We start from the raw sequence: 25,832 nt of genomic DNA, 5'->3' as shown, positions 1-25,832 counted from the left end.
GCCAGCGCCTTAGCGAGCGTACCGCAAACCCGCTAGTCCTTCGCGTCTGGATTTCCCCCTATCCGGAAACTTTCAGCGTCACCCATGCGGCCGCCGCCGATGCGACGCCTGTTGCGAAAGTGCCCCATGCGATATCGGCTATGCTGATTTGCGTGGACCAGACTTTCATCACCGCCTGGCTCGTCAGGTCGAATGTCGCGTAGCAAACGAAGCCCAAAATCGCGCCGTTGAGCAGCGCGATCAACACATTTCCGCTCTCTATTCCGGGCCGTATGCCGAAATAGACCATCCCGCCGATATAGATGAAATAGAAAGCCAGTGCCGGTCCCATGCGGAAGCTGTCCGCGAGAATCTCGCCGATCGCCGGGCGGTAGAGATTCGGTCCTGCCCAGCGCAGCCAGAAGGAATCCAGCACGCCAAATGCGATGGCAGCGGCGACATAGGCAATAATCCACTTCATCAGGCTCTCCCGTTAGCCCGGCAGCTTGACCCTGCGCCCTGCGAGCGTCAATGGTCGCAGTCATGGGAGACACATCTTCAGATATCGCTGAAATGAGCTTCGAGGACGCCTTGCGCGCACTTGAAGACGTTGTCCGCAAGCTGGAAAGCGGCGAGGCAAAGCTGGACGAATCCATCGACCTCTACGAACGCGGCGAAAAACTGCGGCAGCTATGCCAGGCGCGGCTCGACGCTGCGCAGGAACGGATCGAGAAGATCGTCGCCGGACCTGATGGCAAACCGCAGGGCACACAGCCCTTCGACGCGGACTGAGGCGGGCTGGAATGGGCCTGATTGTCGCAGACGATGTGCTCGGCCGCGGGCTCCAGCGCATCCAGCGCGAAATCGACGACACTTTCGACGGGTTGCTGCCGCTTCCCGACGATAACAGCGTCAAGCTGGTCGAGGCGATGCGCTACGCCGCCATCGGTGGCGGAAAGCGCGTTCGTCCGCTGCTGCTCGCCACCGTTGCCGAGATGTATGGTGCAAGCCGTGCGGCTGCAGTTTACGCGGGCTGCGCAATCGAGGCGATCCATGTCTATTCGCTCATCCACGACGATCTGCCGTGCATGGACGATGACGACATGCGGCACGGCAAGCCGACGCTGCACAAGAAATATACCGAGGCGATTGCCGTTCTCGCGGGCGATTCTCTCCATGCACTCGCGTTCGAGATTCTCGGTGGAATGCAGGTTAGCACCGATCCATTCATCCGCGCTGAGCTGGTCCACGCGCTCGCCAGCGCCAGCGGCCACAAGGGCATGGCTGGCGGCCAGGTGATGGACATCGCCGCCGAAGATGCCGAGGGCGAGCTCGACCTGCACACGATTACGCGCCTGCAACAGCTCAAGACAGGCGCGCTCTTGGGTGCGGCGGTGGAAATGGGGGCGATCCTCGGCAAGGTGCCGGTCGAGGGAAGGGCGCATCTACGCGCCTATGCCCGCGATATCGGCCTCGCTTTCCAGATCGCTGATGACCTGCTCGATAAAGAGGGCGATGAAGCGCTGGCAGGCAAGGCGCTGCGCAAGGATGCCGATGCGGGCAAGGCCACCTTCGTATCACTGATGGGCGCAGACGGTGCGCGGCAACAGGCGCAGGCACTTTCGGATCAAGCAATCGGCCATCTCGCCAGTCACGGTGAAGAGGCTGGCTTGCTGCGGGCGCTGGCCAAGTTTGTGGTAGAGAGGGACAGGTAGTGACTGAACGCATCGGCCTTTATCCCGGCACATTCGACCCTTGCACCCTTGGCCATGCCGATATCATCCGGCGTGGGGCAAAACTGGTCGATCGGCTGATTATCGGTGTCACCACCAATCCATCCAAGAACCCCATGTTCACGCCGGAAGAGCGGATGGATATGATGACGGGCGAGATTTCCCGGCTCGGGCTGAAGAATGTTGAAATTCGTGGTTTCGATGCCTTGCTGATGAAATTCGCCGAGCATGAACGGGCGAGTATCATCATCCGCGGCCTGCGAGCCGTGGCGGACTTCGAATATGAATATCAAATGGCCGGCATGAACCAGCAGTTGAACGACGGGATCGAGACTGTCTTCCTGATGGCCGACATATCGCTCCAGCCGATTGCGTCCAAGCTGGTGAAGGAAATTGCCATCTATGGTGGCGACATCGCGCCCTTTGTCAGTCCGCCGGTCAAGGCGCTTGTCGATGCCCGTGTCGAGAAGATTGGCAGGAAGGGCGATTGTTGACGCGCAAGACATGTTCATTGAACTGTCAGTTGCTTCGCCGTAGGACGCTATCAACCCAGCAATTTCATTCGGACAGAATCATGTTTCGCCAACTCGCGCTGACGGCAATCGCCGCCGCTCTTACGATTTCCGCCCCCGCCGCTGCGCAGGAGACCAATCTGACTCCAGCAGTCGATAATGTCGAAGCGACCAATGCGGCGGCGCGCGAGATGCCGATCCGCGCCAGTTTCGACATGGCCGAAGATCGGGACAACATCCTGCTGCTCGACCTTTCGACCGGAGAGCGCGTGGCCATCCGCCTCATGCCCGATTGGGCGCCCAATCATGTCGAGCGGATAAAGACGCTGACGCGTGACGGGTTCTACAACGGCGTGCCGTTCCACCGCGTGATCGATGGCTTCATGGCACAGACCGGCGATCCGACCGGTACGGGGCAGGGCGGCTCGACGCTTCCCGATCTGGAAGAAGAATTCAACTTCCTCCCGCACGTGCGCGGCACCGTGTCGATGGCCCGCGCTGATTCGGAAGACAGTGCGAACAGCCAGTTTTTCATCGTGTTCTATCCGCGATTTGCACTTGATCGTCGTTACACCAATTTCGGCCGTGTGATTTCCAACATGCCTGCCGTCGACGCGATTGCGCGTGGCGAACCGCCCGCCAACCCTACCCGGGTGTTGCAGGCCTCCATCGCGGCAGACAATGTGCCGCAAGCCATGCCGCAAGCGCAACGACCCGACGAGACGATCACGCTCGACATGCTGAACGAAGCGCTCTGATCGGGTGATCGCCGCATAGGAGACGCCGATGCGCGTCGACCTTTTTGATTTTGATCTGCCGCAGGAACTGATCGCGCTACGCCCGGTCAGCCCGCGCGATTCAGCGCGTATGCTGGTGGCGAAGGGTGATGCCGCCCTAGTCGATTTCACGGTCAGCGACCTCCCCAACCTGCTCGAACCCGGCGATGTTCTGGTGTTCAACGATACGCGGGTCATCCCGGCACAGCTCGAAGGCCAACGCGGCGAAGCGCGCATCGGCGCGACCTTGCACAAGCGCATCGATCTGCGGCGCTGGCAGGCATTTATCCGCAACGCGAAACGGCTGCGCGAAGGCGACTGTGTGGAATTCAACGCTGGCGTCACGGCAATCGCAGAAGCGCGGCACAAGGATGGGTCGTTCACGCTGGCATTCGAAGGCGATGAACCGGTCGAGGTGCTGCTCGAAAGGGCAGGGCGGATGCCGTTGCCGCCCTATATCGCCGGAAAGCGCGCAACCGACGAGCGCGATCGGTCCGATTACCAGACCATGTTTGCAGAGAAGGACGGCGCTGTTGCCGCCCCGACCGCGGCACTCCATTTCACGCCCGAACTGATTGCCGCGCTGGATGAGCGTGGCATCAGGCGCGAGACGCTCACACTCCACGTGGGCGCGGGCACATTCCTGCCGGTGAAGGCCGACGATACCGAAGACCATGTCATGCATGCCGAATTCGGAGAGATCGACGCTGATACCGCCGCCCGGCTCAACGCTGCCCGCGCAGCAGGCGGTCGGCTGATCGCGGTCGGCACGACCAGCCTTCGCCTGATCGAGAGCGCTGCGGACGAAGACGGGCGAATCCAGCCTTTTGCAGCAGATACGGACATCTTCATTACGCCAGGCTATCGCTTCCGCGCAGTCGACGGTTTGATGACCAATTTCCACTTGCCCAAATCGACCCTGATGATGCTGGTTAGCGCACTGATGGGGCGCGACCGGATGATGGCCGTCTATGCACATGCTATCGCGCAGGGATATCGCTTCTACAGCTACGGTGACTCGAGCCTGTTGTTGCCAGAAAGCTAGCAAGCGCGAACTCGAGGCCGTGTCGCTCGCGCCGGCCCGAGTGAATCCCGATTATGCTTGGAGCGTGCGCGAAACTTCGCCATTTCTCGCCAATGGACAATATTCTCGACATTCGCGGGCTGAAGAAAACCTACAAGGGCGGGGTGAGGGCGCTTGATGGCGTGGAGCTCTCAATCCGCAGTGGGGAAATCTTCGCCCTGCTCGGCCCAAACGGCGCGGGCAAGACGACGCTGATCGGCGCGGTTTGCGGACTGGTGCGACCTACCGGCGGTACGATATCCGCTTTCGGTATGGATGCTACCCGGCACTGGAAGGCCGTGCGCGGGCGCATCGGGCTCGTGCCGCAGGAACTAAGTTTCGACATCTTCGACAAGGTTATCCGCCAAGTGCGCTATTCGCGCGGCATGTTTGGTTGTGCGCCTGACGAGGCGCGGATCGAGGAAGTGCTCAAGAGCCTCAGCCTGTGGGACAAGCGCGACGTGCAGATCCGCGAGCTGTCGGGCGGAATGAAACGGCGTGTGATGATTGCCAAGGCTCTTGCCCACGACCCCGACCTGCTGTTCCTTGATGAACCCACTGCGGGAGTCGATGTCGAACTGCGGCGCGACATGTGGCGGCAGATCGATGCGCTACGCGAGCGCGGCGTGACCATCATCCTCACCACCCATTACATCGAGGAAGCAGAGGAAATGGCCGACCGCGTGGGTGTCATCAACAAGGGTAAGCTGCTGCTGGTGGACGACAAGGACACGATTATGGCCAAGCTGGGCCGGACCGAGGCGCATTTCGCGCTACCCGTTGCGCTCGGCGCCGTTCCCGGAGTGCTTTCGGCCTATCCGCTGCATCTGGAGGAGGAGGGCACCTGCCTAATCTATCGCGGAGGTGACGGTACCGGCAAGGGCAAGCGCGAGGTGGCGGAACTGGCGCAACTGATGGCGCGGGAGGGCATCGCCTATGTCGGTCTCGATATCCGCGACAGTACGCTGGAGGATATCTTCGTCGATCTTGTCGAGGACAAACCGGCGGAGGTGACGGCATGAGCGGCGGCCTGAATCTGCGCGGCGCCCTAGCGATTTTCCGCAACGAGTTGATGCGCATGTTCCGCACCATCTTCGGCTCGATCCTCTCGCCCGTCATCACCACTTCGCTCTATCTCGTGGTGTTCGGCGCGGCGATCGGCAGCCGGATGGAGCTTCCCGGCGGCGTCGATTACGGGGCATTCATCATTCCGGGTCTGCTGATGCTCACCTTGCTCAGCGAGAGCACCAGCAATGCCAGCTTCGGTATCTACATGCCCAAGTTCACCGGCTCGATTTACGAACTGCTGTCCGCACCTGTCGGCGTTTTCGAAACGCTGATCGGCTTTGTCGGCGCAGCGGCGGTCAAGTCGCTCATCCTCGCCGCCATCATCCTCGGTACGGCAGCGCTCATCATCGATTACCAGATCGTCTATCCGCTCTACGCCTTCGGCTACATCCTGCTTGTCGCCGCGACGTTTTCCCTGCTCGGCTTCATCATCGGACTATGGGCTGACGGCTTCGAGAAACTGCAGATTGTCCCGCTCTTGATCCTCATGCCGCTGACCTTCCTCGGCGGCACGTTCTACCCGATCAGCGACTTGCCAGAGCCATGGCAGACCGTCGCGATGATCAATCCGGTGGTCTACTTGGTCAACGGCCTTCGCTGGACCTTCCTCGGCACATCGGACTTCCCCATCCTGATATCGCTGGGGGCCACGCTCGCCTTCCTGCTGCTGTGCATCGGGATCATCGCGTGGATATTCAGGACCGGCTGGCGATTGCGCGAATAACCGCATCGAAATAGCGTTTCACGTCGTTGGTGCGGATGAAATCAGCGGTTCGTCCGACCCTGAATGCGTCATTCAGAAGCGCGCAAGCAAACGAGTCCCAATTGCCGCCGACCCGAATGCATCGGGACGTAAAACGCAATTTAGGATGATTGTCATCATGAAGAAATTTGCATTGGCGGCAACCGCTTCGCTGGCTGCCCTGTCGCTTCCCTCGATCGCCAACGCGCAAGAGGCTGAAGTCTTCGTCGGCGTGTCCGGCGGCTATCACGACCTTGGTGTCGATGGTGAAATCGAGGATGAGTTCCCCGGCGTTGGCATCGATGACGGCAGCCCCATTTTCGGCGCATACGCGGGCGTGGATGTCCCTCTCGGAGAGAGCCTTTTCGCGGGTGTCGAGGGTAACTACCACATCGGTACATCGGCCATCGACAGCGAATATGGCGCGTCACTTCGCCTGGGCTTTCAGGACCAGGGCGGCGCGAAATATTACCTTCGTGGCGGCTATCAAGAAGTGAATTTCGACTATGCAGAGATCATCGATCTCGAAGTGCCGGCCGGAACCTATGACGGGCTCGACGACACCGATGGCGATTATCTTGTCGGCGCCGGTGCCGAGTTTCCGCTCGGAACCAACGCGATGCTGCGCGTCAATGTCGATACCATCGCATTCGATTCTGCACGCGCAACTGCGGGCATCGGCTTCCGCTTCTAAGCCGTTCTAAAACTGACAATAGGACCGGTAGTGCACCTGCGCAGCCGGTCCTTTTGTTGTTGGGGACTGGTGATCGCGCTCATGACACGTTAGCAGGCGCGGCATGAGATATGGGACGCTAATTTCCGCCGCGATGCTGGGCATCGCCACGCCCGCCGCAGCGCAGGAAGAATCGCTGCCCGATGCGGCCCGCGCGATGATCGATGCTGCCATGGAGACCGGTGATGCGGAAGGCGTAGCCGCCGTCGTAGCAGCGGCGCGTACGGCTTTCCCGGACAATGCGACGGAGATCGACGCGATCTGGACTGACTATCAGGCAGAGCAAGCTCGGTTGGCCGCGGCAGAAGCTGCGGCGCAGGAAGAAGTGATCCGCACTGCGGGGCTGTTCGAAAACTGGAGCGGTCAGGGCCAGATCGGCGGCTTCCAAGCTTCCGGAAACACAGACGAAATCGGCATATCCGCTGCGCTGGAGCTGAAGCGCGAGGGTATCGACTGGGAGCATCGCTTGCGCCTAGCCGGAGATTACCGTCGCACAGATGGCGTGACCTCGCGCGAACAGATACTTGCCCGGTACGAACCGCGTTTCCAGATCAATGAGCGACTGTTCGCCTACGGGCTGACCCAGTTTGAGCGTAATACCCAACAAGGCTTCTCGGCACGTTACGTCGCATCCGGCGGGATTGGTTACAAACTGGTCGATTCCGGGAACATGGATTTGTCGATCAAGGCTGGACCAGCTTACCGGGTGACCGAATTCGTCGATGGTGGGACCTCCAGCCGTCTCGCGGGCCTGATCGGGCTCGATTTCGATTGGCAGATCAGCGATTCAATCAAATTGACGCAGGACGCCAACTCTACAGTAGAAACCGGGGGAGAGGCGCTGCTAATCGTCGATGGATCGAACACCAGCCTGAGCGCAGTGACGGGCGTCGAAGCGAGCATCATCGATAGCCTGACCGCACGGCTCTCCTGGACTGTGGAATATGACAGCAATCCGCCTGCTGGCGCCGTTAGTACCGATACGGTCACAAGGTTCTCGTTGATCTATGGCTTCTGAGAACCCCCGCTTTGCCTTCACCGTGGCCGCGACCGATGGCCGCGCGCGCACCGGGCAAATCGCGATGCGCCGCGGGACCATCCGCACGCCCGCATTCATGCCGGTCGGTACCGCTGCCACGGTAAAGGCGATGAAACCCGAAGATGTGCGCGCGACGGGTGCGGACATCATCCTTGGCAACACCTATCACCTCATGCTGCGTCCCGGTGCGGAGCGGGTCGCGCGGCTTGGCGGATTGCACAAGTTCATGCGCTGGGATCGCCCGATCCTGACCGATAGCGGCGGGTATCAGGTCATGAGTCTTTCGGATTTGCGCAAGCTGACCGAGAAAGGCGTGGAATTCCGCAGCCACATCGATGGCTCCAAGCACATGCTGACGCCCGAACGCTCGATGGAAATCCAGCGCCTGCTCGGCAGCGATATCGTGATGGCATTCGACGAATGCCCGCGTGCCGACCGTCCGATGGAGGAGATCGAAGCCAGCATGGAGCTTTCGATGCGCTGGGCACAGCGAAGTCGCGATGCCTTTGATGCGGGCGGTGACCATGCCGAAAACTCGGCCCTTTTCGGTATCCAGCAGGGGGCTTTGGACAAGGGGCTTCGCGCCCGATCGGCAGAGGCACTGCGTAAGATCGGTTTCGATGGATACGCCATCGGCGGTCTGGCTGTGGGTGAGGGGCAGGAGGCGATGTTCGACGTGCTCGACTATGCGCCGGGTATGCTGCCCGAGGATGCGCCGCGCTATTTGATGGGCGTGGGCAAGCCCGATGACCTTGTCGGGGCGGTCGAACGCGGTGTCGACATGTTCGACTGCGTGCTGCCCACCCGGTCCGGCCGCAATGGTCAGGCCTTCACCTGGAACGGCCCGGTCAACCTGCGCAACGCCCGCCATGCGGAGGATACCGGCCCGCTCGATCCGCGCTGCCATTGCGCGACATGCGCCAGCTATTCGCGGGCTTATCTCCATCACCTGCACAAGAGCGGTGAGATCCTCGGCGCAATGCTGGTGACAGAGCACAATTTGAGTTTCTATCAGCAGTTGATGCAAGCGATGCGCGATGCCATTAGCGCGGGCACATTCGATGATTTCGCGCGAAACTTTCGCCGTGACTACCTGAAGGCCTGACCCACAATGCCCAAACTTCCCGACGACTGCTCCACCATGCCCGAAGTGCGCGAAGGGGTGGACGCGACCGATCGCGAGCTGGTCGCGTTGCTGGAGCGGCGCTTCGGCTATATGCGCGCTGCCGCTCGCATCAAGCAGAGCCGTGACACGGTGCGCGACGAGGAGCGCAAAGCTTCAGTAATCGCCGCCGCCGTGGCCGAGGCCGAGCGGTGCGGAATTCCGGGCCACGTCATCGGCGATATCTGGGAGCGGCTTGTCGAAGGCTCGATTGCCTATGAATTCGTCGAATGGGACCGCATTCGCGACTAGCTCTAGATCCAGCTGGAAACGAAAAAGGGCGGCCCGCAAGGACCGCCCTTTTTGTATCTGGCAATGTTGCCGGACTTAGCGCGAGTAGAACTCGACAACCAGGTTCGGTTCCATCTGTACCGGATAAGGCACTTCGTCGAGCGAAGGAACGCGGGTGAAGCTCACCGCGTCGTTGCCGTCGGGCGCGACATAATCGGGAATTTCACGTTCGGGCAGGCTCTGCGCTTCGATGACGAGGGCCATTTCCTTGGCCTTGTCACCCAGCGAGATCACGTCGCCAACGTCGCAACGACGGCTCGCGATGTTGCACTTCACGCCATTGACCTTGATGTGCCCGTGGCTGACGATCTGGCGGGCAGCGAAGATGGTCGGTGCGAACTTGGCGCGGTACACGATCATGTCGAGACGACGCTCGAGCAGGCCGATCAGGTTCATGCCGGTGTCACCCTTCATGCGGCTCGCGTCCTTGTAGGTCGCCTTGAACTGCTTTTCCGTGACGTCGCCGTAATAGCCTTTCAGCTTCTGCTTGGCGCGCAGCTGCAGACCGAAGTCCGAAACCTTGCCCTTGCGACGCTGGCCGTGCTGGCCGGGGCCGTACGAACGCTTGTTGACCGGAGAATTGGGACGACCCCAGATGTTTTCGCCCATCCGGCGGTCGAGTTTGTGCTTGGCGCGTGTGCGCTTCGACATAAGTCGCTTCCTTCTAATTGCAGGACCACCCCAGCGGTGGCCGTTTAACCCGGCATCGCACCGCCATTCCGATTTGAATGACGTGGCCACCGCTTCACCGGGGTGCGGGGCCAATTTCAGCGAAGGCGCGCATGTAGCTGCGCGGGGCGTAAAGTCAAGGAGGGAAAGCGCTAGTCGCGATCCCTCTTGCCCAAGGTTGAAAGAACGCCGCGCAGTGTTCGAACCTCGAGATGGTTCCATCCCGGCTTTGTCAGAACTCCTCGCAAGGTGCGCCGCGTCGCATCACGGCGGTCCTCCGGAAAGTAATAGCCCTTGGGCTCCAGCATTCGATCGAGATGGCCTATCAGCCCTTCCAGCTCCTCCTGCGGGGCAGGCGGCAACAGATCTTCCTGCGTCGGAACTGCCAGATCAGAGTGCTTGGAAAGCTCGTAAGCCACAAGGATCACAGCTTGCGCCAGATTTAGCGAGCCGAATTCGGGATTGATCGGTGCAGTCACAATGGCCCGGGCCAATGCGACATCATCGGTTTCAAGACCCGAGCGTTCCGGGCCGAACAGGAAAGCACTGCGACCCGCTCGCGCTGGCACTGCGCGCGCGGCCTGTTCCGGCGTGAAGACGGGCTTGGTCACTCCGCGCTTGCGGACTGTCGTGGCGTAAACATGCGCGCAATCCGCCACCGCCTCTGCTGTGGTGTCATAAACCTGCGCATTCTCAAGCACGATATCCGCACCGGAGGCAGCGGGTCCGGCTGAGGGATTGGGCCAGCCATCGCGGGGTGCGACCAGCCGCATCTCGGCAAGCCCGAAATTGAGCATGGCGCGGGCGGCCTTGCCGATATTCTCGCCCAATTGCGGGCGCACCAGCACGATGACAGGTGTTTCGGCCTTAGCCACCTATTCGCCCGCCGATCCGGCCTGCTGTACGGTGCTCGCGAACTCCTCGAAATCCTTGGCTTCGCTGAAGTCGCGATAGACGCTGGCGAAGCGGATGTAGGCTACGCTGTCGAGCTGGCGCAGCCCGTCCATGACCATTTCGCCGATGCGACTTGCGGGAATTTCGCTTTCGCCTGCAGTTTCAACCTGCCGCTGGATGCCGGAAATGAGCTGGTCGATACGCTCCTGCTCGATACCGCGCTTACGACAGGCGAGAGCGACCGACTGTTCAAGCTTGCCACGGTCAAACGCCTCACGGCGCGTTTCGCCGTCCTTGCCGCCGGATTTGACGATCATGACATCGCGCAACTGAACCCGCTCGAACGTGGTGAAACGCGCACCGCAGCCTTCGCACTGGCGACGGCGTCGGATGGCGGTGTTGTCTTCGGTAGGGCGCGAGTCCTTAACCTGGCTGTCGTCATGCGCGCAGAAGGGGCATCTCATCTGTCGTTACGGACGGATACGCTTGTACAGCATGAAACCAGCCCCAGCGACCCCGCCGACCACCGGTCCGACAATGGGCAAAAGTGCGCCAGCAAGAATGCCGACGCCAGTGCCAATGAGCACCGGCTTGGTTGACGGATGCGCCATTCCTTCGCGGCCCATCGCCTTGGCCTCATCGACAGCGTCCACAAGAATGCGGCGGTCGATATCTTTGTCGTTCTTCTGCGGATCGTTCATCGAATTACCTTCCGGGATATACGGGGAAGGCGGCGCACAGCTCGGCCACTTCGCGGCGTACGCGTTCTTCCACCTGGGCGTCCCCATCGTCGCCATTGCGACTCATGGCGCCGACGACATCGGCAATCATAACACCGATCTTGCGGAATTCGTCCACGCCGAATCCACGGGTCGTGCCAGCCGGAGTGCCAAGGCGAATACCACTCGTTACGAACGGGCTGCGCGTATCGAACGGGATGCCGTTCTTGTTGCAGGTGAGCAGCGCGCGATCGAGACCCTTTTCGGCAGCCTTGCCGGTCACGTCCATCGGCGTGAGATCGACCAGCATGGAGTGGTTGTCAGTCCCGCCCGACACGATGCGCAGTCCTTGTTCTTCAAGGCTGGCGGCCAGAGCGCGGGCATTTTCGACTACCCGGTGTGCATAATCGCTGAAATCAGGCCGCAGTGCTTCTGCAAAGGCGACCGCCTTGGCGGCAACGATATGCATGAGCGGTCCGCCCTGCATTCCAGGGAAGACGGCCATGTTTATGGGCTTGGTCAGATCTTCGTCATTCCACAGGATCACGCCCGAACGCGGGCCGCGAAGGCTCTTGTGTGTGGTCGTCGTGACAACATGGGCATGGGGGAAGGGCGAGGGGTGCGCTCCGCCTGCAACCAGACCAGCGATATGGCTCATGTCGACCATCAGGTATGCGCCAACCTCGTCGGCCACCTTGCGGAAGGCTTCCCAGTTCCAAATGCGCGAGTAGGCTGTGCCGCCTGCGATGATGAGCTTGGGCTTGTGCTCTTTCGCAATCGCCATGACTTCATCCATGTCGATGCGTTCGTCATCCTTGCGCACGCCATAGGCGACCGGGTTGAACCACTTGCCCGACATATTGACCGGCGAGCCATGCGTCAGGTGTCCGCCCGAGTTCAGGTCGAGTCCCATGAAGGTATCACCTGGCTGCAGAAGCGCGAGGAAAACCTCTTGGTTCATCTGGCTGCCCGAATTGGGCTGCACATTGGCAAAATCGCATCCAAACAATTGCTTGGCACGCTCTATTGCCAGTGTTTCGATGACGTCGGCAAACTCGCAACCGCCATAATAGCGCTTGCCTGGATAGCCTTCGGCATACTTGTTGGTGAAGACGCTGCCCGCCGCTTCCAGCACGGCTGTGCTGGCGGTATTCTCGCTGGCAATCAACTCGATACCGTCCTGCTGACGCTGCAATTCGTTCTCTATGGCGGCGTGGACTTCGGGATCGGCGGTGGCCAGATCGTCATGCCAGAAACGCTGCAGCGCGTCGGACGTGCCGGTGGTTGCGGGAGCGGTGCTCATGTCAGGAACCTTGTGTGTTGAGCTTGTCGACGCGGCGCTGGTGGCGGCCGCCTGCAAAATCGGTTTTCAGGAAGGCGTCGAGGCAGGCCTTGGCCATCTCTCCGCCGGTCAGCCGCGCGCCCATCGCAAGGACATTCGCGTCATTATGTTCGCGTGCAAGGGCTGCGGAAAGCGGCTCGGAAACCAGCGCGCAACGCACTGCCGGATTGCGGTTTACCGCCATGGAAATGCCGATCCCGCTACCGCACAGGGCAACGCCGCGCTCTGCCGTGCCGTCAGCCACGACTTCGGCCAGCTTGTAGCCATAATCGGGATAATCGACGCTTTCGCCGGGTTCGGGGCCAAGATCGGCCACGTCGTGACCTTCTTCGATGAGCCATTCGCGCAACTCGGCCTTTAGGTCGGTCGCAGCGTGGTCTGATGCAATCGCGATACGCATGGTGGGTCACATAAGCACTCGCAGCACGAGTCGCCACCCCGCAATAGGGCCATTCGACAGCTTTTCCCGACTGCTGCGATCAGGCCTTGATTTCGAGATGCCTGGCGACCCACTTCCACAGGCTGGAAACCTCTTGCGCAGCCTTGCCACGAGAATCGATTTCAGCCGCGGTTTCGCCGCGCGCGGAAGATCGGTGAAAGTCTGCGCGCTCGCCGAAGGTTACGGGGCAGGTCTTGAGGCCCAATGCCTTGGCCGCTTCCTGTGCCTCTGCGATTTGCCTGACTGCCCCCGATGGAACCGCATTGAGGACGACAAAGGCCTTCTTGTCGTGCATTTGCAACATGTCTGCGATGGGCTCCAGCGCGTGGAGATCGAACGCGCGCGGCCGCGTGGGCATAAGGACGATGTCGGCCACCTTGATTGCCTCGCGCATGGCTGCCTCTGCATGGGGCGGCGTGTCGATGACACACAGGCCGATGCCTTCCTTCGCAGCGTTGTCTATCGTTCGGCTGAGGCGGGCCGGAGGGCTGGTCACGACCGGCGGCAGGAAATCGCCACGCCAGTCGCCCCAGGCAGCGGCCGTGGCTTGCGGATCGGTATCGATGACGCAGGCGGGATGCTTCGCCTCTACGGCGCGGGTGGCAAGATGGAGCGCGAGCGTGGTCTTGCCCGACCCGCCCTTCTGACTGACAATTGCTATAACAGGCATGGATCGACCTCCCTAAAAAATCAGGTCACATCCTCGTCCGCTACGTACCAATTAACGGTCGCGGCCTTGTTAGCCGCGTACCGCCGAAAATTACTGATCCAGGAACGAGCGCATCTTGCGTGAACGGCTCGGGTGCTTGAGCTTGCGCAGCGCCTTTGCCTCGATCTGCCGGATACGTTCGCGTGTCACACTGAACTGCTGCCCAACTTCTTCGAGCGTGTGATCGGTGTTCATGCCGATGCCGAAGCGCATGCGCAGCACGCGTTCTTCACGCGGGGTAAGCGAGGCCAGTACGCGAGTGACAGTTTCCTTGAGGTTCGCCTGGATCGCCGCATCCACGGGGATGATGGCGTTCTTGTCCTCGATGAAATCGCCCAGGTGCGAATCTTCCTCGTCGCCAATGGGCGTTTCGAGGCTGATCGGTTCCTTGGCGATCTTCATCACCTTGCGCACTTTTTCGAGCGGCATGGAAAGGCGCTCGGCCATTTCTTCAGGCGTAGGTTCGCGGCCCTGTTCGTGCAGGAACTGGCGGCTTGTGCGGACCAGCTTGTTGATCGTCTCGATCATGTGGACCGGGATACGGATCGTGCGTGCCTGGTCGGCAATCGAGCGGGTGATCGCCTGCCTGATCCACCACGTTGCATAGGTACTGAACTTGTAGCCACGGCGGTATTCGAACTTGTCGACCGCCTTCATCAGACCGATGTTGCCTTCCTGAATGAGATCGAGGAACTGCAGGCCGCGGTTAGTGTATTTCTTGGCGATCGAAATCACGAGACGCAGGTTCGCCTCGACCATTTCCTTCTTCGCGATACGCGCTTCGCGTTCGCCCTTCTGCACCATGTTCACGATACGGCGAAGTTCGGACAGGCTCATGCCGGTCTGGCTGGCAATATCGGCGATTTCGGCACGGATGCGTTCGACCGCATCGGCTTCCTTATCGGCGAAAGCCGCCCACTTCTTGTCCTTCTTGGACTTTTCGGCGAGCCAGGTTTCGTCAAGCTCGTTGCCAACATAGGCCTGCAGGAAATCCATCCGCTTCACCTTGTGCCGTTCGGCAAGGCGCAGCATCTGGCCACCCAGTGCGGTCAGGCGGCGATTAAAGGCATAGAGGTTATCGACCAGATACTCGATCTTGGTCGCGTGGAACTGCACCGATTCGACCTCGGCGGTCAGCTCTTCGCGCAGCGATTCGTAGCGGTTTTCCTTGGCGGTGGAGAAAGCGTCCCCTGCCGCCAGCACATCGACACGTTCGCGCTGAAGCTTTTCGAACTTCTTGAACAGGTCGGTGATGCGGGCAAAGCGTTCGAGCGCGTCCGGCTTGAGCGCGGCTTCCATCTGGGCGAGGGACATGGTGTTGTCCTCTTCCTCGTCCTCGTCGCGCTTGCGGCCCGAGCCTTCGCCGTCCTCGTCGTCACCGTCTTCGGAATCGTCGTCGTCATCATCCTCGTCATCATCTCGGATGGTGGGGCCGGCGGTCTCTTCGGAGATCTCGCCGTCGTCGTCCTCGTTTTCCTCTTCCATCTTGTCGACGGGAGGTTCCTTGGAAAGCATGGCGTCGAGATCGAGGATCTCGCGCAGCTGCATTTCCTCGTTATTGAGGGCTTCGGACCACATGATGATCGCGTGGAAGGTGATCGGGCTTTCGCACAGGCCCATGATCATCGTGTCGCGACCGGCTTCGATACGCTTGGCGATTGCGATTTCGCCTTCGCGGCTTAGCAGTTCGACCGCGCCCATTTCGCGCAGGTACATGCGCACCGGATCATCGGTGCGGCCTTCACCCGCAGTCGACTTTTTCTTCTCGGGGACGTTCTGCTTGTCCTGCGCCTGCGATTCTGAGCCGGTCGGAGCGATTTCCTCCGGACCGTCATCATCTTCCTGCGCTTCTTCGTCACTTTCGACGATCTGCACGCCCATGTCGCTGATCGCGGTCTGGATGTCCTCGATCTGGTCGGCGCTCATCTGATCGGAGGGCAGCGCGGCATTCAATTCGTCATAGGTGACGTAGCCCTTGCGCTTTGCCTTCGCGATCATCTTCTTGATCGATGCCTCGTTGAGGTCGATCAGCGGCGCGTCTTCGGCGGGCTTGGAACTCTTTGCTTTGGAAGCCATGTGAAGGTGTCAGTCCGTTTCCTGTTCATCCGCTGTGACATCGGCCACGTCGGACGGATAATCCTCTTCAGCTGCCGAGGCAGCCCGTTTTCTTGCCATTTGCCCCAGACGCTCGCTGATTTCCAGCTTTCGTTTGCGCAGCCTCTGCTGCTCCTCGAAAGCCCCTTCCGGGTCGGATGCGAATCGCTGTGTTGCAGCGGCTATTGCCGCATCGAGTGCCGGCCTTTCGACCAGCATTGAAACGGCTTCGGCCAAATCCTCCCTCGCGGCGCCTGGATCGGAACCTTCAACGAGGAAGGTGAAACGGGTGTTATCCGGCGGCGGCGGCAGGATGCCTGATGGCGATATGGGCGGTTCCTCGCCTGCTTCAAGTAGTTGTGCGTTGTCGAGCAAATAATCCACAACCTGTGCGACTTGCGGGTCACTATCGGACAAGCGCAGCAAACTATCTGCATGGCGATGCACTTCGCCGGGATAGCGTTGCAGTCCGGCAAGCACTGCTTGGGTCAACATGTCGCGGAAAGCACCGCCCGCTGCGCGGCGGAGGCGATCTGCAACATGGGGAGGCGCGCGCTGGGGTTCCGCTCTGCCGGGCTGAAATTTGCCGCGCTGGGCCTGCGGGCGAAATTCGCGCTTGGGGAAGGCAAAACTCCCGTATCGCTCCAGCAATTCGCGGCGGTAGAGCGATTTGATGTCGGGATGCTCGATTGCGTCGACATGGTCGAGCAGGCGTGCCTTCAGTCCGGCCTTGTCTTCGGGCGAATTGAGCGGCTGCGCGGAGTGCTCACGATCCCAGATCAGGCCGAGCAGAGATTTGGGGCTGGCCAGCAACCTTTCCATCGCCTGCGGCCCGTCACGCTTCACGAGGTCATCCGGGTCCATGCCGGCGGGCAATTGCACGATTTGCAGCGAATGGCCGGGGCGCAGCATTGGTAGTGTCCGCTCGGCTGCACGCATGGCGGCACGGGTGCCGGCAGCGTCTCCATCGAAACACACCACCGGCTTGTCCGCCATGCGCCAAAGCAGTTCGATCTGCTGTTCGGTGAGCGCAGTGCCCATCGGGGCAACCGCATCCTCGAACCCAGCCTGTGCCAGCGCGATCACGTCCATATAGCCCTCGACCGCGATAACCCGGTCGACCTTGCGGCTTGCCGGTCCGGCGCGGTGGATGTTGTAGAGTGTGCGACCCTTGTCGAACAAAGGAGTGTCGGGGCTGTTGAGATATTTGGCGACGCCCTCGCGGTTCTCCAGGATGCGTCCACCAAAAGCGATCACACGGCCGCGCTGGTCCTGGATCGGCAGCATGACCCGGCCCCTGAAGCGCGAATAGGGCAGTTTGTCCTCGACACTGATCAGCAGGCCAGCTTCGACCAACATGCTCTCGTCAAACTGGCTGAGTGCCTTCTTGAGTGCCTGCTTGTCATCGGGAGCGTAACCGAAGCCGAATTGCTCGATCACGCGTTGGGATAGTCCGCGCCGCCCAAGATATTCGCGCACGCCGACGCCTTCGTCGGATCGTAGCCTTGCGACGAACCAGTCCTGCGCTGCAGCCATGACGTCATGAAGGCTGGCGCGTTTTTCCGCCGCCTGTGCCGCGCGCGGATCGGGAGCGGGGACTTCCATTCCGGCTTCGGAGGCAAGCTCCTTCACCGCGTCCATGAATTCCAGTCCCCGCTGTTCCATCATCCAGTCGATCGCGCCGCCATGCGCCTGGCACCCGAAGCAGTGGTAGAAGCCCTTCTGGTCGTTGACGGTGAAGCTGGGCGTATTTTCGCTATGGAACGGGCAGCACGCCTTCCACTCCCGCCCTGCGCGCTGCAGTTTGGTTGTGCGTTGGATCAGCGTGGACAACGTGATCCGCGACTTCAACTCATCCAGCCATTGGGGTGACAGCGCCATGCGCTCGTCTAGCGCGTGGCGCGTGCTTTCTTCAACCCGCAGAGCAGACGTTTGTCACCGTTTCGTCTGCTGCAGGATATGGTCCGGGACCACTGGCGGCTGTGTAGTTGGCGAAAACCTCATAGGCGTCGGACGGACCGGCGGGTGGAAGGACGGACTGCCAGTAGAAGGTGATCGGCTCACCCTGTCCCCACTGGTCGCCGCCTTCGCCTTCCTCGATGCTCCATGACAGGCCGTTTTCGTGGCAAGTGAGGACGATATCCGAAGGCGCACCGATCGCGGCGCGGGCCTCTGCCTTGGAGAAGCCCGCAACGCCGGTGAAACCGTGGCTCGGCATGGTCATGCGGAAAGCCTCGGTTGTCTCGACGTTGGAGGCATCATTGCCCGTACCGCTGCCCGTTGATGGATCGTTGTCCTCGCCCGGATAGACGATGTGGACATAGGTATAGATCGTGCCTTCGGGCGCGGTCGCAGGATCGCACGGGTCCATGCCCGCCGGACACGCAACATAGGAGGTAATGTCAGCGAAGGCGCCTTCAGCATTCGTCAGGCGGCCTTTCACTTCCGGCCCTTGCGGCCCGACAATTTTCGCGCCGAGTTCCAGATCCATGAAGTCGCCAGCCTCGCGCCGCTCGATGGCGACTTCCAGTTCCTCATCTTCACCGGCCATGTCCATATCGTCGATATCCTCCGCCGGTTCGGCTGAGCAGGCGGCCAGCGCGATGGCGAGGGTGGGCAGGGCGAACAGGGCGGTCTTCATGGCAATTCTCCGTAAATGCGCGAATTCGCGCGAAGCCTTGCCCCGAAAACCGCCCAGCGCATGGCGCGGTTCCGATGCTGACCCATTTTGACGGTTAATGCCGGTTTTACTCTGGCGGCTTCCCGGACCGGGAATCGGGCGCTTCCTCGGGCGGGAAGGGACCTGTTGCCATCGCGCGTCCTTCGTTGGTTTCGACTTCGTAGACATCGGACGGACCATCGGGCGGCAGAGTGCTCTGCCAGAACAGGGTGATTTCCTCGCCCGCGTCCCAGCCATCGCCTTTTTCGATACGCCAGACGAGCGCGCCGTTGTCCATCGATACCCCGATGGCATAATCTTCGCCCAGTGCCGCCGCAGCCTGTTCGCGGTCGAAACCGATGACATTGGCAAAGCCGGTGGCAGGCCGCGCAGTGCGGAAGGATAACACGGGGCCGTCCGCGCCTTCGCCGGGCGTTATGCGGTGGACATATGTGTAAAGCGCGCCCTCTGGCTGAGTTGCCGGGTCGCAAGCAGGTTCGGGCTGCGCAGGAATGTCGGTTTCGCTCTCAAGCGCGACTGCGGGGCAGGCGACATAGGAGACCATTTCCGCAATCGTGCGCCCTTCGAACATCAGCGTGTCCGAAACCTCCGGCCCTTGCGGTCCCTCGATCTTCGCGCCCAGCGCCATTTCGCGGAAGCCCGCCGCGACCAGCGTGCGCAGGCCGGATACGGTCGGCGAGGCCTCGGGCGTCGGCTCGGGCTGCGGTTCGGCGCTGCATGCTGCGAGCGCCAGCAAAGGGAGCGAGAGGGCAATCAGTCTCACGAAAGCGAGTCCTTCACCCAGCCGCTCGCGCGGCCCATGTCGAGTTCGGTCCCGTGGCGATTCTTCAGTTCGCCCATCACGCGGCCCATGTCCTTCATGCCATCGGCGCCGAGTTCTGCCTTGATCGATTCGATCGCGGCCTTGGTTTCGGCCTCGTCCATCTGCTTGGGCAGGAATTCCTGGATCACTGCCAGTTCACCCTTTTCCTGTTCGGCGAGTTCGGTGCGGCCACCGTCTTCGTACATCTGGATCGATTCGCGGCGCTGTTTGGCCATTTTCTGCAAGACGTCGATCACCATCGCGTCATCATCGCCAGCATCTCCCTTGGTGCGCTGTTCGATGTCGCGGTCCTTCACCTTGGCGGAGATCAGGCGCAGCGCGGCAACGCGCGGCTTGTCGCCTGCCTTCATGGCGGTGACGGTTTCGGTCTTGATCGTGTCGCGCAACATGGCGGTTCTCGCAGTCTTTCCTGTGGATGAGTCGGCCCTACTTAGGCGCAAGCGAAATAAAGCCAAGTCTTGTGCTTGACGCAGGGGTGTCCGGTATCTAGCCGATGGGACTTAGCACACATCGCCGGTCCACTGATTCACGGGAGCCTCCATGGCCTTTCTCGCTTCTTCGCACGCGCAACCTAAAGGGGCGACGGGAGTCCTCGTCCTTGCCGATGGCACAATTGTCTGGGGCAGGGGCTTCGGGGCGAGCGGTTCTGCAGTGGGCGAAGTCTGCTTCAACACCGCGATGACGGGCTATCAGGAGGTGATGACCGATCCCTCCTACGCGGCGCAAATCGTCACCTTTACCTTCCCGCATATCGGCAATGTCGGCGCCAATGCCGAGGATGTGGAGAGCGCGGTGGAAAGCGCGGTCGGCTGCGTCGTACGCGAAGATGTGACGCGCCACTCCAACTTCCGTAGCGATGGCGAGTTCGAGGCGTGGATGAAGGAACACGGCAAGATCGGCCTGTCGGGCGTCGATACCCGCGCACTGACCCGCCGCATCCGCATGTCGGGCGCCCCCAATGCGGTAATCGCGCATGAGCCTTCGGGTGAGTTCGACATCGATGCCCTGCTGCAGCGCGCGCAGGAATGGCCCGGTCTGGAAGGCATGGACCTCGCCATGCGCGTTACCCGCGAGGAACGGCAGGACTGGGAAGGCGGGTACTGGCGGCTGGGTCACGGCTATGGCCGCGCAGCACGCGATGCCAAGCCGCATGTTGTGGCTATCGACTACGGCGCGAAGGACAACATCTTCCGCAACCTCGTAAGAGCGGGTGCGCGGGTGACGGTGGTTCCGGCGAAGGCCTCGCTGGACGAAATCATGGCGCTTTCGCCCGATGGCGTATTCCTTTCCAACGGCCCCGGCGATCCGGCGGCGACGGGGGAATATGCGGTGCCGGTGATCAAGGCGCTGCTGGACAAGGACGTGCCGCTGTTCGGCATCTGCCTCGGCCACCAGATGCTGGCGCTGGCAGCGGGCGCGAAGACCACCAAGATGCACCAGGGCCACCGCGGCGCGAACCATCCGGTCCAGCGTGTGGGAGAGGGCTGGGGCGACACCACCGGACTCGTCGAGATCACCAGCATGAACCACGGTTTCGCAGTCGATGGCGACACTTTGCCCGACGGCGTGGAGCAAACGCATGTGTCGCTGTTCGATGGCTCGAACTGCGGTATCGCGATCAGCGGCAAGAAGGCGTTCGGCGTGCAGTATCACCCGGAAGCGTCACCGGGGCCGCAGGATAGCTTCTACCTGTTCGAAAAGTTTGTGGGGATGCTGGGGTGAGAACAATCGCGCTTCTGTCTCTTGCGATGGTTGCAGGTTGTGAAGCAAACCCTAAGCAGTCAGACGAGATCTCTGTCGATAATCCGACACTAGAAGAAGAAGCAGAGATCATGCTTAAAATGTTTAGAAGTGAAGGCCTTCGATTTTCTCCGGCGAATCTTCATGAAGAACAGACTGGCGCAATGTTCGAAGGCCGAGGTGATCGAACGTTCTGGTTTGCTGCTGCGGGTTGTTTAGGTGCCTATTGGACTGAGGTCGGTAGTCATATTGCCTACGTTACTGTTCCATCCGAAAATTCAGATTTGTTTACAGAGCGAAGTTCGGATTGGAATGACAGTGACGCAATCGCTTGTTTCCAATCAAGTTCTGAAGACGATTTCTACGTCTCTCGTGTCCCGAATTTTGCCGCTGTCAGTGGCGAAACCATCTTGCCAGAAAGCGAATAATGCCCAAACGCACTGACATCTCCTCCATCCTCGTCATTGGTGCTGGTCCGATCATCATCGGCCAGGCTTGCGAGTTCGATTATTCCGGCACGCAGGCCATCAAGGCTCTGCGCGAGGATGGCTATCGCGTCATTCTGGTGAATTCCAATCCGGCCACGATCATGACCGATCCGGACATGGCGGACGCGACCTATGTTGAGCCGATCACCCCCGATATCGTCGCCAAGATCATCGCCAAAGAACGGCCCGATGCGCTGCTGCCCACCATGGGCGGGCAGACCGCGCTCAACTGCGCGCTTGCGCTGGACGCCGATGGCACTCTGGAAAAATACGGCGTCGAGATGATCGGGGCCAAGGCCGATGTGATCGACAAGGCCGAAAACCGCATGCGGTTCCGCGATGCGATGGACAAGATCGGCCTCGAAAGCGCACGCAGCGGCACCGCGCACAATCTGGACGAGGCGCTGGAGATACTCGAGCGCACCGGCCTGCCCGCCATCATCCGCCCCAGCTTCACCATGGGCGGCACCGGCGGCGGCATCGCCTACAACAAGGCCGAATTCGAGAAGATCGTCAAAAGCGGCCTCGACGCCAGCCCCACGACAGAGGTCCTGATCGAGGAATCGCTGCTCGGCTGGAAGGAATACGAGATGGAAGTCGTCCGCGACAAGGCGGACAATTGCATCATCGTCTGCTCGATTGAAAATGTCGATCCGATGGGCGTGCATACCGGCGATTCCATCACCGTCGCACCGGCGCTGACGCTGACCGACAAGGAATACCAGATCATGCGCAACGCCAGTATCGCGTGCTTGCGCGAAATTGGCGTGGAAACAGGGGGTTCGAACGTACAGTTCGCAGTCAATCCCAAGGATGGCCGCCTCATCGTGATCGAGATGAACCCGCGTGTCTCGCGCTCATCTGCGCTGGCATCCAAGGCTACAGGCTTCCCCATCGCGCGCGTCGCGGCGAAGCTGGCAGTGGGCTACACTCTGGACGAGATTACCAACGAAATTACCGGCGCAACGCCCGCCAGTTTCGAACCCACTCTCGATTATGTTGTCACCAAGATCCCGCGCTTCGCTTTCGAGAAGTTCAAGGGTGCGGACAATCTACTTTCCACCGCGATGAAATCGGTCGGCGAAGTCATGGCGATCGGCCGCAACTTCAAGGAATCGATGCAGAAGGCGCTCCGCGGTCTCGAAACCGATCTCGACGGGTTCAACCGCGTCACCGAATTGGAAGGTGCCACAAGGGAGGCCGTTGTTGCCGCGCTCAGCCGCGCCACGCCTGACCGCATCCTCAACATCGCGCAGGCTTTCCGTGAGGGCTTCACGGTCGAGGAAATCCACACGATCACGCATTACGACCCGTGGTTCCTGCGCCATATCGAGGAAATCATCTACGAAGAAAGCATGATCGGGCAGGAAGGCTTGCCCAATGATGCAGAATCCTTGCGTCGCCTGAAAGCCATGGGGTTCTCCGACAAGCGCCTAGCTACATTGGCGGTGCGTTCGGTCGGCGTTGCCGGCGGCCTAGGAGAGACACAGGCCAAGCGTTCGGGCCTGCTCCACGATGCTTTGCGCGCTATGGCCGGTGCTACCAGCGAGGCCGAAGTGCGCCAGCTGCGCCAGAAGTTGGGCGTGCTGCCAGTATACAAGCGCATCGACAGCTGCGCCGCCGAGTTCGAGGCGATCACGCCCTATATGTACTCTACCTACGAGGCTCCCAGCTTCGGTGAGGCCGAGAACGAGGCCTGGCCCTCCGAACGCGAAAAGGTCGTCATCCTGGGTGGCGGTCCCAACCGCATCGGGCAGGGCATCGAGTTCGATTATTGCTGCGTCCACGCCTGCTTCGCGCTTTCGGCGGCCGGATACGAGACGATCATGATCAACTGCAATCCGGAGACGGTTTCGACCGATTACGACACCTCTGACCGGCTTTATTTCGAGCCGCTCACCGCAGAGGACGTTCTCGAAATCCTGCGGGTTGAGCACAGCAAGGGTACGTTGAAGGGCGTGATTGTGCAGTTCGGCGGGCAGACTCCGCTCAAGCTGGCGGGCGCGCTGGAAGAGGCGGGCATCCCGATCCTCGGCACCAGCCCCGACGCAATCGACCTCGCCGAAGATCGCGAACGCTTCGCCAAGCTGGTCAACAAGCTCAAGCTCAAGCAGCCCGATAACGGCATCGCCTACAGCCGTGACGAGGCGATGGCTGTTGCGCATCGCATCGGGTACCCGGTGTTGCTGCGACCGAGCTACGTGCTCGGCGGACGGGCGATGGAAATCGTCGATTCCGATGCGCAGCTAGATGACTACATCGCGACAGCCGTGAACGTATCGGGTGACAGCCCCGTGCTGGTCGACCAGTATCTGCGCGATGCCATCGAGTGCGATGTCGACGTTCTCTGCGATGGCGTGGACGTTGTCGTTGCCGGCGTCATGCAGCATATCGAAGAGGCTGGCGTCCACTCGGGCGACAGCGCCTGCTCGCTCCCACCCTACAGTCTGCCCGACGACATCATCGCCGAGCTCGAACGGCAGGGCGAGGAACTGGCCCGCGCACTCAAGGTGCGAGGCCTGATGAACGTGCAATTCGCGGTGAAGGATGGCGAAGTCTACCTGATCGAGGTTAATCCGCGCGCCAGCCGCACGGTGCCATTCGTTGCCAAGGCAACCGGCTCGCAGATCGCCAAGATCGCGGCTCGGGTCATGGCGGGCGAAATGCTGGCAGACCTGCCCAAGGTCCGCCGGGAGATGGATTATGTCGCGGTGAAGGAAGCCGTATTCCCCTTCGCACGCTTCCCCGGCTCCGACCCCGTGCTGACGCCGGAAATGAAGAGCACGGGCGAGGTCATGGGGATCGACAAGGACTTCCCCACTGCATTCATCAAGGCACAGATCGCGGAGGGATCGAACCTGCCCGAAAGCGGTGCGCTGTTCGTGTCGGTCAAGGATAGCGACAAGGCCCAGATCGTGGAGCCGGTCCGCCAATTGGTCGAACATGGCTTCACCGTCGTGGCGACAGGTGGCACGCAGCAATATCTGTTTGAGCAGGGTCTGCCGGTCGAACGCGTCAACAAGGTGGCCGAAGGGCGCCCGCATATCGTCGACAAGATCAGCGACGGCGAGATCGCGCTGGTGTTCAATACGACCGAGGGTTGGCAGAGCCACAAGGACAGTCAATCGATCCGGGCATCGGCGCTGGAAATGAAAGTTCCCTACTATACGACAGCCGCTGCTTCGACTGCCGTAGCGAACGCAATTGTGTCAGTTTCGACCAGTGATCTTGCAGTTCGCAGCCTGCAGGACTATTATAGCTAAAGAATAGACACCAATTTCCCCGTCATTTTGGTCCGCGCCATCCGCCCAGCAGGGCGGGGCAGGGTCGTTTTGACGGCTGAAACAGACGAAGACAGGGAATAACATGCAAAAAGTGCCGATGCTCGCGGAAGGCTACGAAAAACTGACCGCAGACCTCAAGGCATTGCGTGACGAGCGGCCCAAGATCGTTGACGCGATCGAGGAAGCTCGCGCCCATGGCGACCTTTCGGAAAATGCCGAATATCACGCCGCCAAGGAACGTCAGGGTCAGGTTGAAGCCCAGATTGCCGATCTGGAAGACAAGACCAGCCGCGCGCAGATCATCGATCCGGCATCGCTTTCGGGCGATCGCGTCGTGTTCGGCGCCACTGTCACCGTGCTGGACGAGGACGACAAGCCGCTCAAATACCAGATCGTCGGCCAGGCGGAGAGTGATGCCAAGATCGGCCGCGTCTCCTACGAAAGCCCGCTGGCACGTGCGCTGATCGGCAAGAGCGTGGGTGACGAGGTCGAGGTCACCGTACCTTCGGGTGAGAAGTTCTACCTGATCAAGAAGATCGAATTCATCTGATCTAGCGCTGACAGCCGACACGAAAAGCCCCGCCGAAGCGGGGCTTTTTGTTTGGCCGACCGGCGGGACTATTTCCCGGGCAGGTCCGGTTCCAGCAGCTTGTGCAGGTGGACGATTACGTACTTCATTTCCGCATCATCTACCGTGCGCTGCGCCCAACCGCGCCATGCGTCTTCCGCTTCCTCGAAGTTGGGGAAGAAGCCGACAACGTGGATGTCCTTCAGATCCTGAAATTCGGTACCGCGTGGGTCGGTGACCCGGCCACCCATGACGAGGTGAAGGAGCTGTGGTTGTTCGGACATG

The 25,832-nt window shown here is 60.8% G+C and carries 29 protein-coding genes; 15 read left to right on the top strand and 14 right to left on the bottom strand.

Features of this window, described 5'->3' with window-relative positions; genetic code table 11:
- Positions 1–58: 58 nt before the first annotated feature.
- Positions 59–460 (bottom strand): DUF2177 family protein, encoded by a 402-nt coding sequence (locus AAC850_RS06145; RefSeq protein ID WP_340587802.1) that lies wholly within the window; start codon positions 458–460, stop codon positions 59–61.
- A 62-nt stretch (positions 461–522) separates the two neighbouring features.
- Here AAC850_RS06145 and AAC850_RS06140 point away from each other — a divergent pair, with 62 nt between their 5' ends.
- The 11 genes from AAC850_RS06140 to AAC850_RS06090 all read left to right on the top strand — a co-directional run bounded on the left by AAC850_RS06140 (position 523) and on the right by AAC850_RS06090 (position 9,059).
- Complete coding sequence (locus AAC850_RS06140; RefSeq protein WP_340587801.1) at positions 523–771, top strand: exodeoxyribonuclease VII small subunit; 249 nt, start codon at positions 523–525, stop codon at positions 769–771.
- Positions 772–782: 11 nt separating this feature from the next.
- Positions 783–1,694: a polyprenyl synthetase family protein gene (locus AAC850_RS06135; protein WP_340587800.1), complete on the top strand. Its 912-nt coding sequence runs from the start codon at positions 783–785 to the stop codon at positions 1,692–1,694.
- On the top strand, positions 1,694–2,206 hold the full coding sequence (coaD, locus tag AAC850_RS06130) for a pantetheine-phosphate adenylyltransferase (RefSeq protein WP_340587799.1): 513 nt from the start codon (positions 1,694–1,696) through the stop codon (positions 2,204–2,206). Before AAC850_RS06135 ends, coaD begins: the two co-directional genes overlap by 1 nt.
- A gap of 80 nt (positions 2,207–2,286) precedes the next feature.
- On the top strand, positions 2,287–2,982 hold the full coding sequence (locus AAC850_RS06125; protein WP_340587798.1) for a peptidylprolyl isomerase: 696 nt from the start codon (positions 2,287–2,289) through the stop codon (positions 2,980–2,982).
- 28 nt (positions 2,983–3,010) lie between these two features.
- Entirely contained in the window at positions 3,011–4,045 is a 1,035-nt protein-coding gene (gene queA / locus AAC850_RS06120) for a tRNA preQ1(34) S-adenosylmethionine ribosyltransferase-isomerase QueA (RefSeq protein WP_340587797.1), read from the top strand.
- Positions 4,046–4,137: 92 nt separating this feature from the next.
- A complete protein-coding gene (locus tag AAC850_RS06115; RefSeq protein ID WP_340587796.1) occupies positions 4,138–5,085 on the top strand; it encodes an ABC transporter ATP-binding protein in 948 nt (315 codons plus the stop codon).
- On the top strand, positions 5,082–5,855 hold the full coding sequence (locus AAC850_RS06110) for an ABC transporter permease (RefSeq protein ID WP_340587795.1): 774 nt from the start codon (positions 5,082–5,084) through the stop codon (positions 5,853–5,855). Before AAC850_RS06115 ends, AAC850_RS06110 begins: the two co-directional genes overlap by 4 nt.
- A 157-nt stretch (positions 5,856–6,012) precedes the next feature.
- Entirely contained in the window at positions 6,013–6,567 is a 555-nt protein-coding gene (locus tag AAC850_RS06105) for an outer membrane beta-barrel protein (protein WP_340587794.1), read from the top strand.
- A 103-nt stretch (positions 6,568–6,670) separates the two neighbouring features.
- Entirely contained in the window at positions 6,671–7,624 is a 954-nt protein-coding gene (locus AAC850_RS06100) for a DUF481 domain-containing protein (protein ID WP_340587793.1), read from the top strand.
- A complete protein-coding gene (gene tgt, locus AAC850_RS06095; protein WP_340587792.1) occupies positions 7,614–8,750 on the top strand; it encodes a tRNA guanosine(34) transglycosylase Tgt in 1,137 nt (378 codons plus the stop codon). The genes AAC850_RS06100 and tgt overlap by 11 nt, the downstream gene beginning before the upstream one ends.
- A gap of 6 nt (positions 8,751–8,756) precedes the next feature.
- On the top strand, positions 8,757–9,059 hold the full coding sequence (locus AAC850_RS06090) for a chorismate mutase (protein WP_340587791.1): 303 nt from the start codon (positions 8,757–8,759) through the stop codon (positions 9,057–9,059).
- A gap of 75 nt (positions 9,060–9,134) precedes the next feature.
- Here AAC850_RS06090 and rpsD read toward each other — a convergent pair whose 3' ends face one another.
- From rpsD to AAC850_RS06030, 12 genes are all read right to left on the bottom strand, one after another.
- Positions 9,135–9,749, bottom strand: coding sequence for a 30S ribosomal protein S4 (rpsD, locus tag AAC850_RS06085; protein ID WP_340587790.1), 615 nt, complete (start codon positions 9,747–9,749; stop codon positions 9,135–9,137).
- Positions 9,750–9,919: 170 nt separating this feature from the next.
- Positions 9,920–10,642 carry an RNA methyltransferase gene (locus AAC850_RS06080; protein ID WP_340587789.1) on the bottom strand — a complete coding sequence of 241 codons (723 nt, stop codon included), beginning with the start codon at positions 10,640–10,642 and terminating at the stop codon, positions 9,920–9,922.
- Positions 10,643–11,125 carry a transcriptional regulator NrdR gene (gene nrdR, locus AAC850_RS06075; RefSeq protein ID WP_340587788.1) on the bottom strand — a complete coding sequence of 161 codons (483 nt, stop codon included), beginning with the start codon at positions 11,123–11,125 and terminating at the stop codon, positions 10,643–10,645. It lies immediately after the preceding gene.
- Positions 11,126–11,131: 6 nt separating this feature from the next.
- Positions 11,132–11,362, bottom strand: coding sequence for a hypothetical protein (locus AAC850_RS06070; protein WP_340587787.1), 231 nt, complete (start codon positions 11,360–11,362; stop codon positions 11,132–11,134).
- Between the two features lie 4 nt (positions 11,363–11,366).
- A complete protein-coding gene (gene glyA / locus AAC850_RS06065) occupies positions 11,367–12,683 on the bottom strand; it encodes a serine hydroxymethyltransferase (protein WP_340587786.1) in 1,317 nt (438 codons plus the stop codon).
- A 1-nt stretch (position 12,684) separates the two neighbouring features.
- On the bottom strand, positions 12,685–13,122 hold the full coding sequence (gene rpiB / locus AAC850_RS06060) for a ribose 5-phosphate isomerase B (protein ID WP_340587785.1): 438 nt from the start codon (positions 13,120–13,122) through the stop codon (positions 12,685–12,687).
- Between the two features lie 79 nt (positions 13,123–13,201).
- Positions 13,202–13,831, bottom strand: coding sequence for an AAA family ATPase (locus AAC850_RS06055; protein WP_340587784.1), 630 nt, complete (start codon positions 13,829–13,831; stop codon positions 13,202–13,204).
- Between the two features lie 90 nt (positions 13,832–13,921).
- Positions 13,922–15,946: an RNA polymerase sigma factor RpoD gene (rpoD, locus tag AAC850_RS06050; protein ID WP_340587783.1), complete on the bottom strand. Its 2,025-nt coding sequence runs from the start codon at positions 15,944–15,946 to the stop codon at positions 13,922–13,924.
- 9 nt (positions 15,947–15,955) lie between these two features.
- On the bottom strand, positions 15,956–17,845 hold the full coding sequence (dnaG, locus tag AAC850_RS06045; protein ID WP_340587782.1) for a DNA primase: 1,890 nt from the start codon (positions 17,843–17,845) through the stop codon (positions 15,956–15,958).
- A 31-nt stretch (positions 17,846–17,876) separates the two neighbouring features.
- Positions 17,877–18,605, bottom strand: a complete 729-nt coding sequence (locus AAC850_RS06040) for a hypothetical protein (protein ID WP_340587781.1) — start codon at positions 18,603–18,605, stop codon at positions 17,877–17,879.
- 106 nt (positions 18,606–18,711) lie between these two features.
- Positions 18,712–19,407, bottom strand: a complete 696-nt coding sequence (locus AAC850_RS06035; RefSeq protein ID WP_340587780.1) for a hypothetical protein — start codon at positions 19,405–19,407, stop codon at positions 18,712–18,714.
- Positions 19,404–19,856 carry a GatB/YqeY domain-containing protein gene (locus AAC850_RS06030; RefSeq protein WP_340587779.1) on the bottom strand — a complete coding sequence of 151 codons (453 nt, stop codon included), beginning with the start codon at positions 19,854–19,856 and terminating at the stop codon, positions 19,404–19,406. Before AAC850_RS06030 ends, AAC850_RS06035 begins: the two co-directional genes overlap by 4 nt.
- A 151-nt stretch (positions 19,857–20,007) precedes the next feature.
- Between AAC850_RS06030 and carA the strand changes: the two genes are divergently transcribed.
- The 4 genes from carA (at position 20,008) to greA (ending at position 25,529) form a co-directional block, all read left to right on the top strand.
- Positions 20,008–21,189, top strand: a complete 1,182-nt coding sequence (gene carA, locus AAC850_RS06025; RefSeq protein ID WP_340587778.1) for a glutamine-hydrolyzing carbamoyl-phosphate synthase small subunit — start codon at positions 20,008–20,010, stop codon at positions 21,187–21,189.
- Positions 21,186–21,635, top strand: coding sequence for a hypothetical protein (locus AAC850_RS06020; RefSeq protein WP_340587777.1), 450 nt, complete (start codon positions 21,186–21,188; stop codon positions 21,633–21,635). Before carA ends, AAC850_RS06020 begins: the two co-directional genes overlap by 4 nt.
- Entirely contained in the window at positions 21,635–24,958 is a 3,324-nt protein-coding gene (carB, locus tag AAC850_RS06015; RefSeq protein WP_340587776.1) for a carbamoyl-phosphate synthase large subunit, read from the top strand. Before AAC850_RS06020 ends, carB begins: the two co-directional genes overlap by 1 nt.
- A gap of 103 nt (positions 24,959–25,061) precedes the next feature.
- Positions 25,062–25,529 (top strand): transcription elongation factor GreA, encoded by a 468-nt coding sequence (gene greA / locus AAC850_RS06010; RefSeq protein ID WP_340587775.1) that lies wholly within the window; start codon positions 25,062–25,064, stop codon positions 25,527–25,529.
- Between the two features lie 68 nt (positions 25,530–25,597).
- Here greA and AAC850_RS06005 read toward each other — a convergent pair whose 3' ends face one another.
- A complete protein-coding gene (locus AAC850_RS06005) occupies positions 25,598–25,831 on the bottom strand; it encodes a DUF4170 domain-containing protein (RefSeq protein WP_340587774.1) in 234 nt (77 codons plus the stop codon).
- Between the last annotated feature and the right edge of the window lies 1 nt (position 25,832).

The organism is Erythrobacter alti, from assembly GCF_037996805.1.
GTDB classification, from domain to species: domain Bacteria; phylum Pseudomonadota; class Alphaproteobacteria; order Sphingomonadales; family Sphingomonadaceae; genus Alteraurantiacibacter; species Alteraurantiacibacter alti.
Note: the sequence above shows the minus strand (reverse complement) of the source record. Positions and strands in the feature narration are given on the sequence as shown.

What these genes read in the sequence shown, in the direction of transcription:
- dnaG (WP_340587782.1), bottom strand. Translation starts at nt 17,845, where the DNA reads ATGGCGCTGTCACCCCAATGGCTGGATGAGTTGAAGTCGCGGATCACG.
- glyA (WP_340587786.1), bottom strand. Translation starts at nt 12,683, where the DNA reads ATGAGCACCGCTCCCGCAACCACCGGCACGTCCGACGCGCTGCAGCGT.
- queA (WP_340587797.1), top strand. Translation starts at nt 3,011, where the DNA reads ATGCGCGTCGACCTTTTTGATTTTGATCTGCCGCAGGAACTGATCGCG.
- rpsD (WP_340587790.1), bottom strand. Translation starts at nt 9,749, where the DNA reads ATGTCGAAGCGCACACGCGCCAAGCACAAACTCGACCGCCGGATGGGC.
- AAC850_RS06070 (WP_340587787.1), bottom strand. Translation starts at nt 11,362, where the DNA reads ATGAACGATCCGCAGAAGAACGACAAAGATATCGACCGCCGCATTCTT.
- carA (WP_340587778.1), top strand. Translation starts at nt 20,008, where the DNA reads ATGGCCTTTCTCGCTTCTTCGCACGCGCAACCTAAAGGGGCGACGGGA.
- tgt (WP_340587792.1), top strand. Translation starts at nt 7,614, where the DNA reads ATGGCTTCTGAGAACCCCCGCTTTGCCTTCACCGTGGCCGCGACCGAT.
- AAC850_RS06110 (WP_340587795.1), top strand. Translation starts at nt 5,082, where the DNA reads ATGAGCGGCGGCCTGAATCTGCGCGGCGCCCTAGCGATTTTCCGCAAC.
- AAC850_RS06005 (WP_340587774.1), bottom strand. Translation starts at nt 25,831, where the DNA reads ATGTCCGAACAACCACAGCTCCTTCACCTCGTCATGGGTGGCCGGGTC.
- AAC850_RS06115 (WP_340587796.1), top strand. Translation starts at nt 4,138, where the DNA reads ATGGACAATATTCTCGACATTCGCGGGCTGAAGAAAACCTACAAGGGC.
- AAC850_RS06055 (WP_340587784.1), bottom strand. Translation starts at nt 13,831, where the DNA reads ATGCCTGTTATAGCAATTGTCAGTCAGAAGGGCGGGTCGGGCAAGACC.
- AAC850_RS06040 (WP_340587781.1), bottom strand. Translation starts at nt 18,605, where the DNA reads ATGAAGACCGCCCTGTTCGCCCTGCCCACCCTCGCCATCGCGCTGGCC.
- AAC850_RS06125 (WP_340587798.1), top strand. Translation starts at nt 2,287, where the DNA reads ATGTTTCGCCAACTCGCGCTGACGGCAATCGCCGCCGCTCTTACGATT.
- AAC850_RS06105 (WP_340587794.1), top strand. Translation starts at nt 6,013, where the DNA reads ATGAAGAAATTTGCATTGGCGGCAACCGCTTCGCTGGCTGCCCTGTCG.
- carB (WP_340587776.1), top strand. Translation starts at nt 21,635, where the DNA reads ATGCCCAAACGCACTGACATCTCCTCCATCCTCGTCATTGGTGCTGGT.
- AAC850_RS06090 (WP_340587791.1), top strand. Translation starts at nt 8,757, where the DNA reads ATGCCCAAACTTCCCGACGACTGCTCCACCATGCCCGAAGTGCGCGAA.
- AAC850_RS06135 (WP_340587800.1), top strand. Translation starts at nt 783, where the DNA reads ATGGGCCTGATTGTCGCAGACGATGTGCTCGGCCGCGGGCTCCAGCGC.
- AAC850_RS06030 (WP_340587779.1), bottom strand. Translation starts at nt 19,856, where the DNA reads ATGTTGCGCGACACGATCAAGACCGAAACCGTCACCGCCATGAAGGCA.
- rpiB (WP_340587785.1), bottom strand. Translation starts at nt 13,122, where the DNA reads ATGCGTATCGCGATTGCATCAGACCACGCTGCGACCGACCTAAAGGCC.
- AAC850_RS06140 (WP_340587801.1), top strand. Translation starts at nt 523, where the DNA reads ATGGGAGACACATCTTCAGATATCGCTGAAATGAGCTTCGAGGACGCC.
- rpoD (WP_340587783.1), bottom strand. Translation starts at nt 15,946, where the DNA reads ATGGCTTCCAAAGCAAAGAGTTCCAAGCCCGCCGAAGACGCGCCGCTG.
- nrdR (WP_340587788.1), bottom strand. Translation starts at nt 11,125, where the DNA reads ATGAGATGCCCCTTCTGCGCGCATGACGACAGCCAGGTTAAGGACTCG.
- AAC850_RS06100 (WP_340587793.1), top strand. Translation starts at nt 6,671, where the DNA reads ATGAGATATGGGACGCTAATTTCCGCCGCGATGCTGGGCATCGCCACG.
- AAC850_RS06145 (WP_340587802.1), bottom strand. Translation starts at nt 460, where the DNA reads ATGAAGTGGATTATTGCCTATGTCGCCGCTGCCATCGCATTTGGCGTG.
- greA (WP_340587775.1), top strand. Translation starts at nt 25,062, where the DNA reads ATGCAAAAAGTGCCGATGCTCGCGGAAGGCTACGAAAAACTGACCGCA.